The sequence below is a fragment of the Algoriphagus sp. A40 genome, assembly GCF_002002735.1.
GTDB lineage: Bacteria > Bacteroidota > Bacteroidia > Cytophagales > Cyclobacteriaceae > Algoriphagus.
Window position 1 is genome coordinate 24,313 of the sequence record NZ_MUNY01000066.1, and the last position, 15,873, is coordinate 40,185.

Genomic DNA, 15,873 nt, shown 5'->3' on the forward strand with positions numbered 1-15,873 from the left:
TAGAGTCGCTGTGAACAGAATTTTAAGTAAATAGTAAGTGGTAAGTGGTAAAAAGGTTGCCAAGACGACTTACTGTTTACCATTTACAATTATCTAAATAACACCCAAAATCTAAATACAACCTATGAACTACTGGATGGTCAAAACCGAACCGAGCTCCTATTCTTGGGAAGATTTTGCAAAAAAGGGCGAAGATGTTTGGGACGGGGTAAGAAACTATCAGGCAAGAAATTTTCTCAAAGAAATGCATCTGGGTGACCCGGTACTTTTTTACCATAGCGGAAAAGATAAAGCAGTGGTGGGTTTGGCGGAAGTTTCCCTGGAGGCATTTCCCGATCCAAAAGACGATGCTTGGGTTGCGGTAAGTCTAAAAGCCAAACAAACTTTCGTCAATCCGGTTAGCCTAGAGGCGATCAAATCAGAGGATCGTCTTTCGCAAATGCTAATGCTGAGACAATCGAGACTTTCGGTGATGTCGGTGACCAAAGAGGAATTCAACCTGATTTTATCCATGAGCAAATGAAAGGCCTGCTGACCCTGTTGATTTTTCTTTTTTCGGGACTAGCTCTCCAGGCCCAGGTGAAGTTTATTTCCAGATTTGAGGTGGTTGGTCTGCCTTACGATCCAACTTTTGAGATGATGCGGATCCCTGATGGCCTGGTTTCATTCAGGACTTTTCAGGCAAGGAATTTTTCCTCTCAAAAGGTTTTTCAATTTTTTGTGACAGACCAGGACCTTCTTTCCAAAGGTATGGTTGAGCTTAGTCTCAGACCCGGCTATGAGATGGTTGGATATGATACGGATGGAAACGATTTGTTTGTGTTGATGTCAAAAGGCAATCCAACAAACAGGGACAAATACATCCTCCAAGTGGATTTAGATTCCAATCAGGGATTTGAGTTTCCGGCCGAAAACCTGCTTGAAATTGAATTGGTGGAGTTTCTGGTCCAGGATCGGAAAGCGGTATTCATGGGGAATTCCGAAGGGAGGCCAGTGCTACAGATTTTTGACCTGGAAAATAAAACCATCCGAACAGTTCAGGGAGTTTATGGAAACAATACTCAGGTCCTGCAGATCCGGAAAATGCCTGAATTAGAGGCCCTGGAAGTCGTAATTAGCAGAAGGGGACAATATAAAGTCCGGGAAACCTCCATAGTCACATTTGATATGCTTGGAAATTTGGTTCGGGAAATCAAAGTGGATCAGTTTGGGGAGCAGGACCAGGAGATTTTGGAGGGATTGCTGCTTGCAGATCAGGATTACCAGCAGGTGATGATCGGATCCTTTGGTCTGGACGGAAGAAGCGCCTCACAGGGGATGTACATTATGGAAATCAATGAATTTGGGGAATATGATTTCAAGCTATATACACTGGAAGATTTTCCTAATTTTTTTAATTACCTGCCAGAAAAACAAAAAGTTAAGCGTGACGAGGAAATAGTGAAGGAACTGGAAAAGTCAAAAATTCCGCTGATCCGAAATACCTATTCGATACGTGATGTCCGGGAAACTGAGGATGCCTATTACATGTATTTTGACCAAATCAACATCGTAAGTGCCAGAGGCGGGCGGCCAGGGGGAATGTCTCCAACCAATACCTACCGCTATGATCGAATCAACCGAATGGGCTATGCCCCTTACTACATGGACCCGTTTGTTTCGCCCAATATGCCTGTTCAATCTTTCCCAGTGACCAATGAATATCAATACGAGTCGGCACACTTCATGAAAGTGTCTAAAGCAGGTGAAGTGATTTGGGACAATTCGGCAACCTATGGTGATTTTACGACTGAATACCCTGAGCCATTTGGGGAGATCGCTGTAGTCGGAGATGACCTCTTCCACCTCTATGCAGAAAATGATGTGATCAAGGCCAGTTTTTTCAGAAATGGGGAAAAAATATTTGAGCAAATGTCCTTTGATCTTGAGCTTACGGATGAAAATGAGCGGATCAGAAGTACGGATTTTGAAACACTCCGATTGGTGCATTGGTACGACCGATACTTTATTCTGACAGGCCAGCAATCCATTCGCTCCATGAATACCAAAAATCAGGAGGAAATCCGGGATGTGTTTTTCATGAGTAAAATTCTTGTGGACGGGGATTTGTACCAGCCTGAGAAGGTTCAGGACTAGTTTTATTTTCTATATTTACGCCCAAATCCACCACATGCAAAAGCGGCTTGTACTCGATCAGCAGCAGATCGCCATTACCCTGAAGCGATTTTGCTACCAACTCATCGAAAATCACGACGATTTCGAAAACACTGTAATCCTGGGACTCCAGCCAAGAGGAACTTTACTTTTAGATAAAATCGTAGCCTTGTTGGAGCAGATATCCGGTGTCAAAGTGCCCTCAGGATACCTGGACGCGACTTTTCACAGAGACGATTTCCGAAGAAGAGATTTTCCCCTCAAAGCCAATGAGACCAAAATTGATTTTCTGGTAGAAGGTAAAAAAGTCATCCTTATCGACGATGTACTGTACAAGGGCAGGTCGGTGAGAGCGGCAATGGACGCCATGATAGCATTTGGCAGACCTCAAAAAGTGGAGCTAATGGTCCTAGTGGACCGCCGGCTGACCAGGGATTTTCCGATTATGCCGGATTATTTTGGGGTAAAAGTGAATACCCTGGACAGCCAGTATGTGGTAGTGGAATGGACCGAACAGGGACACCCAGCCGATGCAATTTGGATCATAGAGAAAGTTAAAAGTTAACCATGTCGCAACTCAGCACTAGACACCTGCTAGGAATCAAAGACATCACTGAGACGGATATCCGACTGATTCTCGAAACATCAGCCAATTTTAAGGAGGTGATCAACCGACCGATCAAGAAAGTTCCTTCTCTTCGCGACATCACGATTGCCAATATTTTCTTTGAAAATTCCACCCGTACCCGGCTTTCTTTTGAACTGGCCGAAAAGCGCCTCAGCGCTGACGTGGTCAATTTTTCCTCTGCTACCAGCTCCGTGAAAAAAGGAGAAACACTGGTGGATACGGTCAACAATATCCTGGCGATGAAAGTGGATATGGTTGTGATGCGACACGCCAGCCCGGGAGCTCCCCATTTTCTGTCAAGAAGTATTACAGCAAATATTGTCAATGCAGGAGACGGTACTCACGAGCATCCTACTCAGGCGCTTTTGGATGCTTTTTCGATGCAGGAAAAACTCGGAGACTTAACAGGAAAGAAAATTGCCATCATCGGGGATATTCTGCACTCCAGAGTCGCGCTTTCCAATATTTTCTGCCTGCAAAAGCTGGGAGCCGAGGTGATGGTTTGCGGTCCAATTACTCTATTGCCAAAATACATTTCCAGTCTGGGTGTGAAAGTGGAACTGGATGTCAAAAAAGCCCTTGAATGGTGCGATGTGGCCAACGTGCTTCGGATACAATTGGAGCGCCAGCAGATCAAGTATTTTCCAAGTCTGAGAGAGTATTCTCTTTACTATGGAATCAACAAAAAAATGCTTCAGGCACTCAATAAGGAAATTGTAATCATGCACCCCGGACCGATCAACCGGGGCGTGGAATTGAGCTCAGATGCGGCTGATTCGGAACATTCCATCATTCTCAATCAGGTGGAAAATGGAGTTGCGGTCCGAATGGCGGTATTGTATTTGTTGGCTGGAGTAAAAGGATAGTCGAAGCAGGACTGAAACGAAAATGGCGGTGAAACTCAATTCACCGCCATTTTTTTTGAAATCTCAAATCTCAAATCCAAAACCTATGCTGAGCTGGGTCACTGAGCTGGTCGAAGTGTGTCGAAGCATCCGAAATCCGAAATCTCAAATCCGAAATTATCTCCCCCACTTTCCTCCACCGACAAAAAAGCCCAGTGTGAATCCGAAATATTCATTGATAGCTTCACCTATCACTGTTCCTCCAACATCCTGTAGATCACTTTTTGGGACAAAATTGTATTCGGCTCCAATTCGGAATTTTCCAAGTTCTACCCCGGCTCTCACCATGGGTGCCCAGGCAAAACTAGCCTCCAAGTCTCCGACCTCATCCGCATCAATATCTTCCTCCTCAATGTCAATGTTGCTCAGGGCAAAATACCCAAAACCCGCCCCGATGTAGGGTGCCACCCGGCTGTTTCCCTTGTTAAAATAATAATTCATCGTTCCAGTGATGGAAGCGTTGGCGGCAATTTCCCCATCGTAGTCTTCAGGGATAGAATAATAGGTTACGTCTTTGGCCAAGCCTGCCACGCCAAAGCGAAGACCAACAGCCAAGTTGTCTTTCAACAAAATCTGTGGCTCCAGATTTATCAATGCCCCAATACCACCATCTTTTGGAACAGCTGTGCCCAAGTCCATCTGAAATCTAAATCCACCCGCCTGCTGTGCATTGGCAGTGTGCACCATGAGAAGGATCAACAATACTCCGAAAAGTTTTTTCATAGGTTGAAATGAGTTTATAAGTTTTGTGAATTATCAAAAAAGATTCCACCTAAACAAACCTCTAGGGATACAAGTCGGTTTGCATGAAAGATCCGAAAACCATAAGACTTCAATTATGGATTATTTTCCGCTTTATTCCTTATTCCTTTGGACGAAGCGGATATTATGCTGAAAATCGCAAAATGAATTTTTCATGCTCACAGTCACAAACCTGATCAAAAAATACGGCAAGCAAAATGCGGTCGATGACATTACTTTTCATCTGGATGGAGGAGAAGTGGTTGGACTGCTTGGACCTAATGGAGCCGGTAAGAGTACTACGATGAAATGCATCGTCGGACTGCTCCGCAAGACCTCCGGGGAAATCACCATCGGAGGTTATGACCATTTGAGTGTGGAGGCCAAGCGGTTTTTCAGCTACATTCCTGAGACGCCTTATGTATATGACCTGCTCACTGTAAAAGAACACATGCAGTTTATTGCCCAGGCATATGGAGTGAAAGACTGGCAAGGCCGGGCTCAGGAGCTTTTGGAAATTTTTGAATTGGATGACAAAGCCAACAAACTGGGAAGAGACCTGTCTAAGGGAATGCGCCAAAAAGTGTCGATTTGCTGTGCCCTTTTGCCAGATCCGCAACTGTTGTTTTTTGACGAACCGATGATCGGCCTGGATCCTAAAGCGATCAAAAACACCAAGAAGATTTTCAAAACTCTAAAAGAAGCAGGCAAAACCATCCTAGTCAGCACACACCTGATCGACAGTGTGGAAACCATCGCTGACCGGATCATGATTCTCAAAGATGGCAGAATCATCGGCAATGATACTATTGCCAATTTGAAGCAACAGGCTGAGCAAAGTGAGGGTTCTTCCTTGGAGGATCTTTTCCTAGAAATGACAAAAGATGCTTGAGATAAAGCTTTTGCTCAGGAAGGACTTGTGGATTCTGATCAATAACCTCAAGCTTATCCTTCGAAATCCGCTCCGGCTGATTCCTTACGGGATATTGGTGGGGTATTTTGTATTTGTCTATTCCCAAAGATCAACCGGAGGAGAAAATGAAGACCTGGGAGAGCTCCAAAATCTGGACATCAACGGGCTACCGCAAACAGATTTTGTGGTACAAAATATGGTTGGAGGCATTACCCTGATGGCATTGGCTTTTTTGGTTTTTCAGCTGATTCGAGCCACTAAAAACAATGTCACTTTTTTCAAAATGGCAGATGTCAATTTGCTTTTCACTGCCCCGGTCAAGCCTGAAAATTTGCTTTTATATTACATGGGCAGGTCTATTCTGCCCTCCTTGGGCGGTGCGATTCTTTTTGTGATTTACGGAGGAAGTCAGTTGGCCAGCAAGTTTGAACTGACTTTTGGAAATGCTGCATTTCTAATTTTGGGATTCGCGCTCTTCTTTTTTATGATTTTCCCGATCCGATTTTTGATTTATACCCTGCATACCAAGTATGGTGTGATGGAATACATCCGGGGTGGAGTGATTGGATTAGGTACAGTACTGGCTTTGATGATTCTGATTCCTGGATTCATGGCCGAAAAATTCTGGCAAGGAATGTTTTCCTGGATAGCATCTCCCTGGTTTGATTTATTCCCTCTGGTGGGATGGAGTAGGGGGATAATGAGTTATGCCTACCACGGTAATATCATCCTTTCATTGGGGTACCTGGGTTTGTATGGGCTTGCCTACTTTTCAGTGGTCAAGCTGGTCATCCGATTTGCGGGTTATTATTATGAAGATGTGCTGGAGGCGACCAAAACCAACGAGGATAAGTTGGACAAAGCCCGAGGAAAGCAGGAAATCGATGAGGGAACCTATAGTCTGAATGCCAAAAAACAACTTGCATTGCCGGATTTCGGAGCCGGGGCAAAAGCCTTTTATTGGAGAAATTACGTCCATAGCAGCCGCCAGGATTTTCATCCGCTCTTTGGTATCTACACGATGGGAATGGCTGGAATCGGGATCATCATGGCTGGGCTTTCCAACTTCGACTGGTTTTCGCACAAAGTCCTGTATTTCTATCTGCTTTTCCTTCTATTTTTCTATTTCATGGCTGGGATTGGCCGGGCAAATATCGGGGATCTTAAAAAGCCGTTTTTCATCCTTATTCCTGCAAGCTGGAGTGCCAAATTCTGGAATATGATTAAGCTCGATATCATTCAGACATTGCTTTTTGCAGCAGTTTTGATCGTTCCATCCGTCTTTTTGGCGCATGTCAGTTTTTGGCTGATTCCGTTGTTTTTGATCGGGATCGTGGTATGTTACCTGATCGGATTTTCCATTAACCTGATTCCTCAGGTGGCATTAGATGAAGGCTGGGATCGAAAGTTGATCAAACCTTTCATGATAGGAGGAATTTTCCTCTTTGGGATCATCCCGACGGTGATCCTAAGCGTAATTGTTTTTTTGATTACTGAGCAATTTGTTTGGACCTTGTTTATCTGGGTCTTGGGAACGTCTTTTGTCGCAGCCATTTTGCTCCATGTGACCTTGGATGTGCTGAAGCGGATCGAGTTTAAGGAAATGTAAAACAGTGATCAGTGATCAGTTTGCAATGTTAATTGTGTCTGGCTGAGCGAAGTCGAAGCCCCTCTGGTTTCCATTCTTATAGATTAGTTGTTGTTCTGAAAATTCCAATATCAATCTCCGTTTTAATATTTAGTAGCAGATTCCTGCATAAACCTTCGCAAAATATAATTTGGCATTAATAGGTATGGTTCTCTACTGGTCGGAAAATTCCTTTAATTTTGGTCTATCCAAATATAACTGACCATGATCTATAACTCCATCATCGATACCATCGGAAATACCCCGATGATCCGCCTAAACAAGCTCGCCAAAGACATCAAAGGTGAGGTCTTGGTTAAGGTAGAATACTTCAATCCCGGCAATTCCATGAAAGACCGGATGGCGATCAAGATGGTGGAGGATGCCGAAAAAGCAGGACTTTTGAAACCTGGAGGGACGCTCATCGAAGGTACTAGTGGAAATACCGGAATGGGTCTGGCTTTGGCTGCTGTGGCAAAAGGTTACAAGTGCATTTTTACCATGGCCGATAAGCAGTCTAAGGAGAAGATCGATATCCTTAGAGCCGTGGGTGCAGAAGTTGTCGTTTGCCCGACCAATGTGACACCTGATGATCCCAGATCTTATTACTCCGTTGCAAGAAAACTCAACCGTGATATTCCCAATTCTTTTTACCCAAACCAGTATGATAACCTATCCAATTCCCTGGCTCACTACGAGACCACAGGGCCGGAAATCTGGAATGACACCGATGGGAAAATCACCCATTATGCAGCCGGAGTTGGGACAGGCGGATCGATGTGCGGGACAGCAAAATACCTGAAAGAGCAAAATCCAAATGTGGTAACTGTCGGAATCGATACCTATGGATCAGTTTTCAAAAAGTATAAAGAGACCGGAATTTTTGACGAAAAGGAGATTTACCCTTATTTGACCGAAGGCATTGGAGAGGATATTTTGCCGAAAAATGTGGATTTCAGTCTGATTGACCACTTTATCAAAGTGACTGACAAAGATGCTGCAGTGATGACCCGTCGATTGGCGAAGGAAGAGGGGCTTTTCGTGGGTTGGTCTTGCGGGTCTGCTGTACATGGTGCCCTGGAATATGCCAAAGAACACCTGAAAGAAGGAGACCAAATGGTTATCATTTTACCCGATCATGGCACCCGGTATTTGGGTAAAGTCTACAATGATGAATGGATGAGAAATCATGGTTTCTTGGAGGACAAAACCTACTCCACTGCACGTGATATCATCGCACAGCGAAATGGTAACTACCATCTGCTTTCGGTGAAAAAGTCGGATTCTGTAAAAGAAGCCATCGCGCTGATGAATGGACGAAGCATATCTCAAATTCCGGTTTTGGAAGGAGAAGAAGTGGTGGGATGCCTGACCGATAACAAGCTTTTATCCAAAATCATCGACAAGCCTGAGCTGAAAGATGGGACTGTGGCAGAGGTGATGGAAGGTTCCATGAAATTTGTCGCTTTGGATTCTACCTTGGATGTGCTTTCCTCAATGGTCGAAAAAGAAAAAGCCGTGCTGGTAAGAGATACGATGGATAATATCCACATCATCACCAAGCATGATATTTTGGAAGCGTTTACGAAGTGAGGGATTGGAAAATTTCAAAATTGCAAGATTGAAAAATTGTCTCACCTATTCAAAGTGGCAGCTTTAGAACCTCAAATGCTGGCTTATACGACACTTCCGTCTTCTGTCTTCCGTCTTCAAGCCAGCCTGATTTAGCCAGAGCCGGCCGAAAGTCTGTAAATCATAAATAGCAAGAGTAATTATAGTAATGACCCAAGCACAGATTCAAAAGCTGTTTCAGCAATACCCCGAGTTCAGTATTCAGGAAAGTCTAAAAAAGGGCTGGGAAATGTTCAAAGCTCAGCCCTTGAATTCTGTCGCTTTTGCGATGCTGATTTTTTCCATTCAGGGGATTTCCACTTTATATCTTGAAGATTTCAGTCTGCTAGTCAGTATTATCATTTCCCCGCCTATGACAGCTGGCTTTTTTCTGGTTGCAAACCGGATCAGCAGGGGTGTGGAGGTTCAGTTTTCCAATTATTTCGATGGTTTTTCCTATTGGGGAATAGTTATCGTGACCTCCTTGATTTCTGGTATTTTGACCTTCTTTGGGATTTTGGCGCTGATTTTACCAGGGATCTACCTGGCAGTAGCCTTTATGTTTGCGATCCCCTTTGCATTGTATTCGGGCACCGATTTCTGGACTTCGCTTGAGCTGAGCCGCAAGCTGATCACGATAAACTGGTGGAAGTTTTTTGGCTTTGTCATTGTCCTTCTGGTCTTCAATATCCTGGGGCTGCTGTGCTTCATTGTAGGGATTTTGGTGACGATCCCGGTGAGTTATTTTGCCATTTACGCCATTTTTGAGGACTTGACGAGGGATGCACTGGCAGAGCCGGAGGTTATTCATGAGCCACAATCATAGCCTCCAGCCGGTTTCGGCATTTTTCTGCTAGGTCATTCACAGAAGTGTCTGAAGGAATGGGAGGGGAGATCGCTTCGGAAAAGTAGATCCGGACCTTTCCAGGGGTGAGCAGGATCGATCCCCGCTTCATGATCTGATCCGCTCCGATGATAGCCAAGGGCAAGATGGGAATCCCCAAATCCACCGAAAGTCGAAAGGCACCTTTCTGGAAAGGCAATAAAGTCTCTGTACTGTCATTCCGGGTTCCCTCGGGAGCGACCACGATGGAAATGCCCTGACTGAGATAATTGACCAGTTTTTCGAGGCTGACTTTCCGGGACTCGGGATCGCTGCGATCCACCCAAACCGCAAGCTTTCCAATGACCTGACCAAAAACAGGGATCTTGGAGAGTTCCTTCTTGCCAATTGCCCGGATCGCTTGCGGAATCACCAGCGGAATCACCGGAGCGTCGATGAACGACCGGTGATTGAAGATGTAGATGTAAGGCTTGCTCAAGTCGATGTTTTCCAGACCATGGATTTCATACCTGACCCCAGAAAAAAAAGACCAGATTCTGGCCCACAGCCGTATAAAAACAAAGGAAATCTTGTCTCCACGCTCACTGATCATCAGGGGAATCAGGATGGGCAAAGCAAAGATCAGCAACAAGAGGATAAACAGCAGGCCTGAATAAAGGGTATAAATCCATTGGAAGAACTTGATCATCCGGAATATTCGTTATTTTTGGGTTCGTAATTATTCTTCCACTCTTTGCTTGCAAAGCCCCTGAGCGATCAGGGGCTTTTTATTTTCTAACAATTGAAGAATTGCGATCAATTTTAGGGGGATTCTTAATGAAATCCAATTTGAATTTCAACCTCATTGCTCTTGAATATTTCACTCCGACTTTTCAGAAATTCAAGAAAATCAGTACTTTTGCAGTCCGTTCGGGTGAGCGGGGTGTATTGGAGTAGCCAAAGCACTGATTTCTAACCACAAAACTTCAGTCCAACGACTCTAAGACTGAGGCTAATCAGAGTCAAAATAACTATGTCTAGTACAAAAGAATTTAACTGGGAAGCGTTCGATACCAAAGGTTTCGGAGAGGGCTATACCAAAGAGCAAAGAGCTCAGATGGAAGCCATGTACACCGGCACTTTGAGCGAAATCACTGAAAAAGAAGTGATCAAAGGTGTGGTAGTAGGAGTAAATGACAAAGATGTAATCATCAACATCGGTTTCAAATCTGACGGTCTTGTGCCTCTTTCTGAATTCCGTGACGTAGCCGGCATCAAGCCAGGTGACGAAGTTGAGGTGTTCATCGAGGAGCAGGAAAACGCTTTGGGTCAGTTAATCCTTTCCCGTAAGAAAGCAAAAATCGTTCGTGCTTGGCAGGACATTGAGAGCGCTCTTGAAAATGACAGCGTGATCGAAGGTCTTGTGAAGAGAAGAACCAAAGGTGGTCTGATCGTAGATATCTACGGTGTAGAGGCCTTCTTGCCTGGTTCTCAGATCGACGTGAAGCCTATCAGAGATTTCGATATCTATGTAGGTAAGAAGATGGAAGTGAAAGTGGTGAAAATCAACCACGCTAACGATAACGTAGTAGTTTCTCACAAAGTGTTGATCGAGAAAGATCTCGAGAAGCAAAAAGCAGAGATCCTCAACAACCTGGAAAAAGGTCAGGTGTTGGAAGGTGTGATCAAGAACATGACCAATTTCGGTGTATTCATCGACTTGGGTGGTGTAGATGGTCTACTTCACATCACAGATATTTCTTGGGGACGTATCAATCATCCGGAAGAAGTATTGCAGCTTGATCAGAAAGTTCAGATTGTTGTTCTCGACTTCGATGACGACAAGAGAAGAATTTCTTTGGGCATGAAGCAGTTGACTTCTCACCCTTGGGATTCTTTGGCTTCTAGCCTTGAGATCGGTTCAAGAGTACAGGGTAAGATTGTAAACGTAGCTGACTACGGTGCGTTCCTAGAGCTTGCTCCTGGTGTTGAAGGTTTGATCCACGTATCCGAAATGAGCTGGTCTCAGCACTTGAGAAACCCAGCTGACTTCGTGAAAGTTGGTGACGAAATCGAAGCAGTAGTATTGACTTTGGATAAAGACGACAGAAAGATGTCACTTGGCATCAAGCAGTTGACCGAAGATCCATGGACTAAAGGCGATATGTCTACCAAATACAAAGTAGGCACTAAGCACAAAGGAGTGGTAAGAAACCTGACCAACTTCGGTCTTTTCCTTGAATTGGAAGAGGGAATCGACGGTTTGGTTCACGTATCTGACCTTTCTTGGACTAAGAAAATCAAGCACCCATCTGAGTTTGTAAAAGTTGGTGACGAGCTTGACGTAGCAGTTCTTGAGCTTGATGTTGACAACAGAAGACTTGCTTTGGGTCACAAGCAGTTGGAAGAAAACCCTTGGGATACTTTCGAAACTGTATTCCCTGTAGGATCTGTTCATAAGTGTACTGTAAACTCCAAGAACGACAAAGGTGCAGTTCTTGAGCTTCCTTACGGACTTGAAGGATTCGCAACTGTGAAAAACCTGGAGAAAGAAGACGGTACTCAAGTAGAAGTTGGTGATTCTTTGGATTTCAAAGTGACCGAATTCTCTAAAGACGATAAGCGTATTGTTCTTTCTCACACTGCTACCTTCAAGGAAGAAGCTAAAGCTCCTAAGAAAGCTGCCGCTCCTGCAGGTGCACCTGGTAAGAAGAAAGAAGATGCAGTAGAGATGCCTGCTCAAGCTGAGAAATCAACTTTGGGTGACATCGACGCGCTTGCTGAGTTGAAAGAGAAAATGGAAGGAAAAAAATAATTTCAGATTAGAAATTTGAAATTTGAATAGTAAAAACGCCGGCTGAAAAGTCGGCGTTTTTTTTTATTCTCCAAGGGTTTAAAATCCCTTGGAGAGTTTTTTACTTTTTAAAATGATAGAATTTGAGAAAATCCCAAGTAGCAAAAGAAACTTTGCAGGAGTTAGGGCTTCAGTTTGGTGTCGGCCATAATTTTGATTATTTATCAAAAATCAAAGGCAACACTACACTTTCTCCCAATCGATCTTTTCAGCCTTGAGCGGCAAATCTCTAATTCTGCTTCCTGTCGCATCAAAGATAGCATTGGCAATTGCCGCGGATACCGGTCCCATCGCAGCTTCACCGGCTCCCGTCGGTGGAGTATCAGGGCGGTCGATGAGATGAACTTCGACTTCTGGCACATCCATCATCCGCAGGATCGGGTAAGAGCTCCAGTCGGTGCTGGTGATCCCATCCTGATCATACTGCACTTCCTCCAACATAGACCAGCTCGCCGATTGGATCATTCCACCTTCTGTTTGATTGATGAGCCCATCGGGATTGATGACGAGTCCGGAGTCGATCACGCCGGTGAGTTTCTTGAGTTTATAGGTTTTTGAGGCATTGTCAATTTCTATTTCTGCCAAGACTGCGAAATAGGAAGTTGAATTTTTGTAGCGAGAATAAGCGATTCCGAAACCGTTGCTGGCGGTTTTTTGCCTTGTGTTCCATCGGCTTTTTTCTCCCAGTTTTTCCAAAACAGCAATGGCACGAGGATCTTCCAGATTTTTTATCCTAAAATCTATCGGGTCTTTCCCTGCTTTATGAATCAATTCATCCAAGAAGGATTCCATCGCAAACGTGTTTCCGTAAGCCCCAAGTCCTCTCAGCGAAGAAACCCGCAGCGGCCCGGAGTAGTTGTAGAGACGGAGTTGCTTGGCGGAAATGGTGTATTCAGGTATTCCGTTTCGGTAAGAACCTGCAGAGAAACCGCCTTTTTGAAACTCGAATGGCTTTGCCAGATATCGGGCTGAGACAAAGCTTGCTGCTCTGCCATTAGGTCTGGTGCTGTGAGAATCCGACCAAACCGTGGTGGCCCAAGCTTGTATTTGCCCATCTGAATCCATCCCTGCTGAAAGTCGAAAAGCCATCACAGAGCCATAGGGCTCCCATTTGTGTTCATCCTCACGCATCCACTGAAGCCGAATATGTCTGCCGGGCAATTCTTTGGCAATCAACGCCGCTTCTCCGGACACATCATCAGCACCGTTTTGTCCGTAGCAACCCGAACCTGGGACTCCGATGCAGCGGATTTTTTCTTCATCCAGAGAAAATAGGTCGGCCAGTGTGCCCCTTACCGGATAGACGCCCTGGGTGGCAGTCCAGACAGTCAGGAGATTTTCTTCCCAAAGGGCTAATGCGCAGGAAGGTCCCATAGATCCATGCATTTGATAAGGGCGGAAATATTCTGCTGAATGACTGATGGAAGACTTGTCGATAAGGTCTGTGATACCCGGAACGACCTTAACTTCCTCCGATTTGCCGGATGTGCTCTTTATCGAGTCCGTTAACTGGTTGGGAAGGACCTCAATGGGTGATTTTTGCCAAACTGCCAGAGCCTTCATTTTTTCCCAGGCTTTGATAGCTTGATATTCTCGTTCGGCGACCACAGCGAGAAAGCTTCCGTTTCGGATCACTTTTACAATTCCTGCCATTGTGTTTACCTCAGCAAGATCAATGGATTCCAATCTGTCCTGATAGGACGGCGGATGAATCACTCTTGCATGTAGCATTCCCGGCATCCGCAGATCATGGATGAAATGAGATTCTCCGTTTACCATTTTGCGGATGTCATCCCGCTTCAAGGATTGCCCGACGAATTGGTATTTTTTTGGATCCTTTGGAATCGCTTCTCCGGTGACGGTTCCTTCGATATATTTTCCCTCCAAAAGTTTCCAGTAGCTGATTTGATCACCTTTAGGTGATATTACGATTCCATTTTCTACGGAAAGTGATTCCGGAGTGGTATTCCATTTTTGGGCAGCAAGCTTCAATAGATAGAGCCTGGCTTCAGCAGCTGCATTCCGGATGGCTTTTCCGCTTCCTTCCACGGAATTGCTGCCAGCGGTGAAACCTTCATTGGCCGTCTGTCCGGTGTCGGAATTGATGATGCGACATCGGTCGGGTGAAATGTCCAGTTCTTCGGCGGCGATTTGGATAAGAGTGATTTTTATTCCTTGCCCCAGTTCTTGCTTGCCGGTAAGTACCGTGAGGTACCCTTCGGCATCCAACCTAATCCAAGAATCAATCAGTTTGTTGTCGATATGCGGTCGAAGAGGAGTTCCCAAGTAAGGAGGTATTTCATTGGTTGCTCCTTTGGTTTGGCAATAGGCAAGAGGAAGCATGCTAAAACCGATCATCAAGTGACCGGAGGTTTTCAGGAAAGACCGTCGACTGGAATCGTGGAGTTGGGGATCTTTCATGGTTAAGGATTTAACTTTTCTGAAGCCAGTCTTACAGCCTGGATAAAGCGAGAATGCGTGCCACAACGACAGATGACAGGGTTGAGCGCTTCGCGGATGTCATTTTCGGTAGGTTTGGGGTTTGTTTCCAAAAGGGCGACCGATGAGATGATCATACCATTCAGGCAATAGCCGCACTGTGCCGCCTGCGTATCAATGAACGCCTGCTGGACAGGATGAAGCTTTCCGTTTTTTGGCAGTCCTTCAAGTGTGGTGATTTTGGCACCGTCAAAACTTGAGCAGGGTCTGAGGCAAGTAAAGCTTGCTTCAGAATCGGAGAGGACCATACATGCACCGCACTGGTGCAGTCCACAGCCATATTTTGCTCCATTTAATGCAAACTCATCTCTTAGGATATAGAGAAGTGGCTCTTCGGGATCGGCAGAAAAAGTACGCGATTCGCCATTTATGTGCAAGGTTATATCTTGGGGCATGACATTCGAAGGTTTGGAAATCAAACTAGGGAATGTCTGCCGGAAAAGCAATCGGAATTGAGAAACAAGAGTCAAGACATAAGAATCAAGACATCAGACAATTAATAAGCGATGGGGGGTAATAAAAAAAGCACCCGCTGTTGCGGATGCTTTGGGAAGAGGTCGAGAGCGGACCTGCCTGCCGGCAAAGGCAGGTTCGAACCTGTTCAAGGTTTTGCCTATAATTTGAAAAAGGCTTTTGGAGGCACAAAAAAAGCATCCGTTTTTGCGGATGCTTTTAAAATTGAGGTCGAGAGCGGATTCGAACCGCTGTACAAGGTTTTGCAGACCTCTGCCTAGCCACTCGGCCACTCGACCATCGGTTTTCGGAATGCAAATGTAGGATTATTCTTTTCTTGATCAAACATTGAAAACTTAAAAAAATGTTCTCCCAGTCAACTGATTTTTTCAAAATAAAAGAAAATTAACCTTTTTCCGAGGTTGAAATCCTGATTATCAAGGGTGTACGATTTTGGTTCAATAAATCTTTTATTTATAAAGATTCTAAATAAAATTGAGATTAAAAATAATCATACAATTAATTGAAAATCAATTAAATAAGGTCTGAATTTTTGACATTTGGGCCATTTTAGACCTACCTAATTTCTATTTGAAAAATTAGCGTCGGATAGTACCTTTGCAGGGGTTAAAGAGAACCTTAAACTATTTAATTAGCTATAATAT

The 15,873-nt window shown here is 44.6% G+C and carries 13 protein-coding genes and 1 tRNA gene; 9 read left to right on the forward strand and 5 right to left on the reverse strand.

Features of this window, described 5'->3' with window-relative positions:
• Positions 1-124 precede the first annotated feature (124 nt).
• The 4 genes from B0E43_RS16925 to B0E43_RS16940 are packed head-to-tail and all read left to right on the forward strand — an operon-like array spanning position 125 to position 3,648.
• A complete protein-coding gene (locus B0E43_RS16925) occupies positions 125-523 on the forward strand; it encodes an EVE domain-containing protein (RefSeq protein WP_077351938.1) in 399 nt (132 codons plus the stop codon).
• Complete coding sequence (locus B0E43_RS16930; protein ID WP_077351940.1) at positions 520-2,136, forward strand: hypothetical protein; 1,617 nt, start codon at positions 520-522, stop codon at positions 2,134-2,136. Before B0E43_RS16925 ends, B0E43_RS16930 begins: the two co-directional genes overlap by 4 nt.
• A 34-nt stretch (positions 2,137-2,170) precedes the next feature.
• Entirely contained in the window at positions 2,171-2,719 is a 549-nt protein-coding gene (gene pyrR / locus B0E43_RS16935; RefSeq protein ID WP_077351942.1) for a bifunctional pyr operon transcriptional regulator/uracil phosphoribosyltransferase PyrR, read from the forward strand.
• 2 nt (positions 2,720-2,721) lie between these two features.
• Positions 2,722-3,648 carry an aspartate carbamoyltransferase catalytic subunit gene (locus B0E43_RS16940; RefSeq protein WP_077351943.1) on the forward strand — a complete coding sequence of 309 codons (927 nt, stop codon included), beginning with the start codon at positions 2,722-2,724 and terminating at the stop codon, positions 3,646-3,648.
• A 156-nt stretch (positions 3,649-3,804) separates the two neighbouring features.
• Here B0E43_RS16940 and B0E43_RS16945 read toward each other — a convergent pair whose 3' ends face one another.
• A complete protein-coding gene (locus tag B0E43_RS16945; RefSeq protein ID WP_077351945.1) occupies positions 3,805-4,410 on the reverse strand; it encodes an outer membrane beta-barrel protein in 606 nt (201 codons plus the stop codon).
• A 193-nt stretch (positions 4,411-4,603) separates the two neighbouring features.
• Between B0E43_RS16945 and B0E43_RS16950 the strand changes: the two genes are divergently transcribed.
• The 4 genes from B0E43_RS16950 (at position 4,604) to B0E43_RS16965 (ending at position 9,405) form a co-directional block, all read left to right on the forward strand.
• On the forward strand, positions 4,604-5,320 hold the full coding sequence (locus B0E43_RS16950; protein ID WP_077351947.1) for an ABC transporter ATP-binding protein: 717 nt from the start codon (positions 4,604-4,606) through the stop codon (positions 5,318-5,320).
• Positions 5,313-6,950, forward strand: a complete 1,638-nt coding sequence (locus B0E43_RS16955; protein ID WP_077351949.1) for a putative ABC exporter domain-containing protein — start codon at positions 5,313-5,315, stop codon at positions 6,948-6,950. The genes B0E43_RS16950 and B0E43_RS16955 overlap by 8 nt, the downstream gene beginning before the upstream one ends.
• A gap of 243 nt (positions 6,951-7,193) precedes the next feature.
• The gene (locus tag B0E43_RS16960; protein ID WP_077351951.1) at positions 7,194-8,561 is read left to right on the forward strand and encodes a cystathionine beta-synthase; all 1,368 of its coding nucleotides are present in this window, start codon (positions 7,194-7,196) and stop codon (positions 8,559-8,561) included.
• Positions 8,562-8,748: 187 nt separating this feature from the next.
• Positions 8,749-9,405 carry a hypothetical protein gene (locus tag B0E43_RS16965; protein WP_077351953.1) on the forward strand — a complete coding sequence of 219 codons (657 nt, stop codon included), beginning with the start codon at positions 8,749-8,751 and terminating at the stop codon, positions 9,403-9,405.
• Here B0E43_RS16965 and B0E43_RS16970 read toward each other — a convergent pair.
• A complete protein-coding gene (locus B0E43_RS16970; protein ID WP_371454711.1) occupies positions 9,383-10,111 on the reverse strand; it encodes a lysophospholipid acyltransferase family protein in 729 nt (242 codons plus the stop codon). The two genes, B0E43_RS16965 and B0E43_RS16970, sit on opposite strands and share 23 nt — an antisense overlap.
• Positions 10,112-10,435: 324 nt before the next feature.
• On the opposite strand from B0E43_RS16970, the gene rpsA reads away from it, so the two are divergent.
• On the forward strand, positions 10,436-12,217 hold the full coding sequence (rpsA, locus tag B0E43_RS16975; RefSeq protein WP_077351955.1) for a 30S ribosomal protein S1: 1,782 nt from the start codon (positions 10,436-10,438) through the stop codon (positions 12,215-12,217).
• Positions 12,218-12,439: 222 nt separating this feature from the next.
• Here rpsA and B0E43_RS16980 read toward each other — a convergent pair whose 3' ends face one another.
• From B0E43_RS16980 to B0E43_RS16990, 3 genes are all read right to left on the reverse strand, one after another.
• Positions 12,440-14,677 carry a molybdopterin cofactor-binding domain-containing protein gene (locus tag B0E43_RS16980; protein ID WP_077351957.1) on the reverse strand — a complete coding sequence of 746 codons (2,238 nt, stop codon included), beginning with the start codon at positions 14,675-14,677 and terminating at the stop codon, positions 12,440-12,442.
• A 2-nt stretch (positions 14,678-14,679) separates the two neighbouring features.
• On the reverse strand, positions 14,680-15,150 hold the full coding sequence (locus B0E43_RS16985; RefSeq protein WP_077351959.1) for a (2Fe-2S)-binding protein: 471 nt from the start codon (positions 15,148-15,150) through the stop codon (positions 14,680-14,682).
• A gap of 286 nt (positions 15,151-15,436) precedes the next feature.
• Positions 15,437-15,507 (reverse strand) — tRNA-Cys (locus B0E43_RS16990).
• Positions 15,508-15,873: the final 366 nt, after the last annotated feature.

What these genes read in the sequence shown, in the direction of transcription:
- B0E43_RS16925 (WP_077351938.1), top strand. Translation starts at nt 125, where the DNA reads ATGAACTACTGGATGGTCAAAACCGAACCGAGCTCCTATTCTTGGGAA.
- B0E43_RS16950 (WP_077351947.1), top strand. Translation starts at nt 4,604, where the DNA reads ATGCTCACAGTCACAAACCTGATCAAAAAATACGGCAAGCAAAATGCG.
- B0E43_RS16955 (WP_077351949.1), top strand. Translation starts at nt 5,313, where the DNA reads ATGCTTGAGATAAAGCTTTTGCTCAGGAAGGACTTGTGGATTCTGATC.
- B0E43_RS16965 (WP_077351953.1), top strand. Translation starts at nt 8,749, where the DNA reads ATGACCCAAGCACAGATTCAAAAGCTGTTTCAGCAATACCCCGAGTTC.
- B0E43_RS16970 (WP_371454711.1), bottom strand. Translation starts at nt 10,111, where the DNA reads ATGATCAAGTTCTTCCAATGGATTTATACCCTTTATTCAGGCCTGCTG.
- pyrR (WP_077351942.1), top strand. Translation starts at nt 2,171, where the DNA reads ATGCAAAAGCGGCTTGTACTCGATCAGCAGCAGATCGCCATTACCCTG.
- B0E43_RS16985 (WP_077351959.1), bottom strand. Translation starts at nt 15,150, where the DNA reads ATGCCCCAAGATATAACCTTGCACATAAATGGCGAATCGCGTACTTTT.
- B0E43_RS16940 (WP_077351943.1), top strand. Translation starts at nt 2,722, where the DNA reads ATGTCGCAACTCAGCACTAGACACCTGCTAGGAATCAAAGACATCACT.
- B0E43_RS16930 (WP_077351940.1), top strand. Translation starts at nt 520, where the DNA reads ATGAAAGGCCTGCTGACCCTGTTGATTTTTCTTTTTTCGGGACTAGCT.
- rpsA (WP_077351955.1), top strand. Translation starts at nt 10,436, where the DNA reads ATGTCTAGTACAAAAGAATTTAACTGGGAAGCGTTCGATACCAAAGGT.
- B0E43_RS16980 (WP_077351957.1), bottom strand. Translation starts at nt 14,677, where the DNA reads ATGAAAGATCCCCAACTCCACGATTCCAGTCGACGGTCTTTCCTGAAA.
- B0E43_RS16960 (WP_077351951.1), top strand. Translation starts at nt 7,194, where the DNA reads ATGATCTATAACTCCATCATCGATACCATCGGAAATACCCCGATGATC.
- B0E43_RS16945 (WP_077351945.1), bottom strand. Translation starts at nt 4,410, where the DNA reads ATGAAAAAACTTTTCGGAGTATTGTTGATCCTTCTCATGGTGCACACT.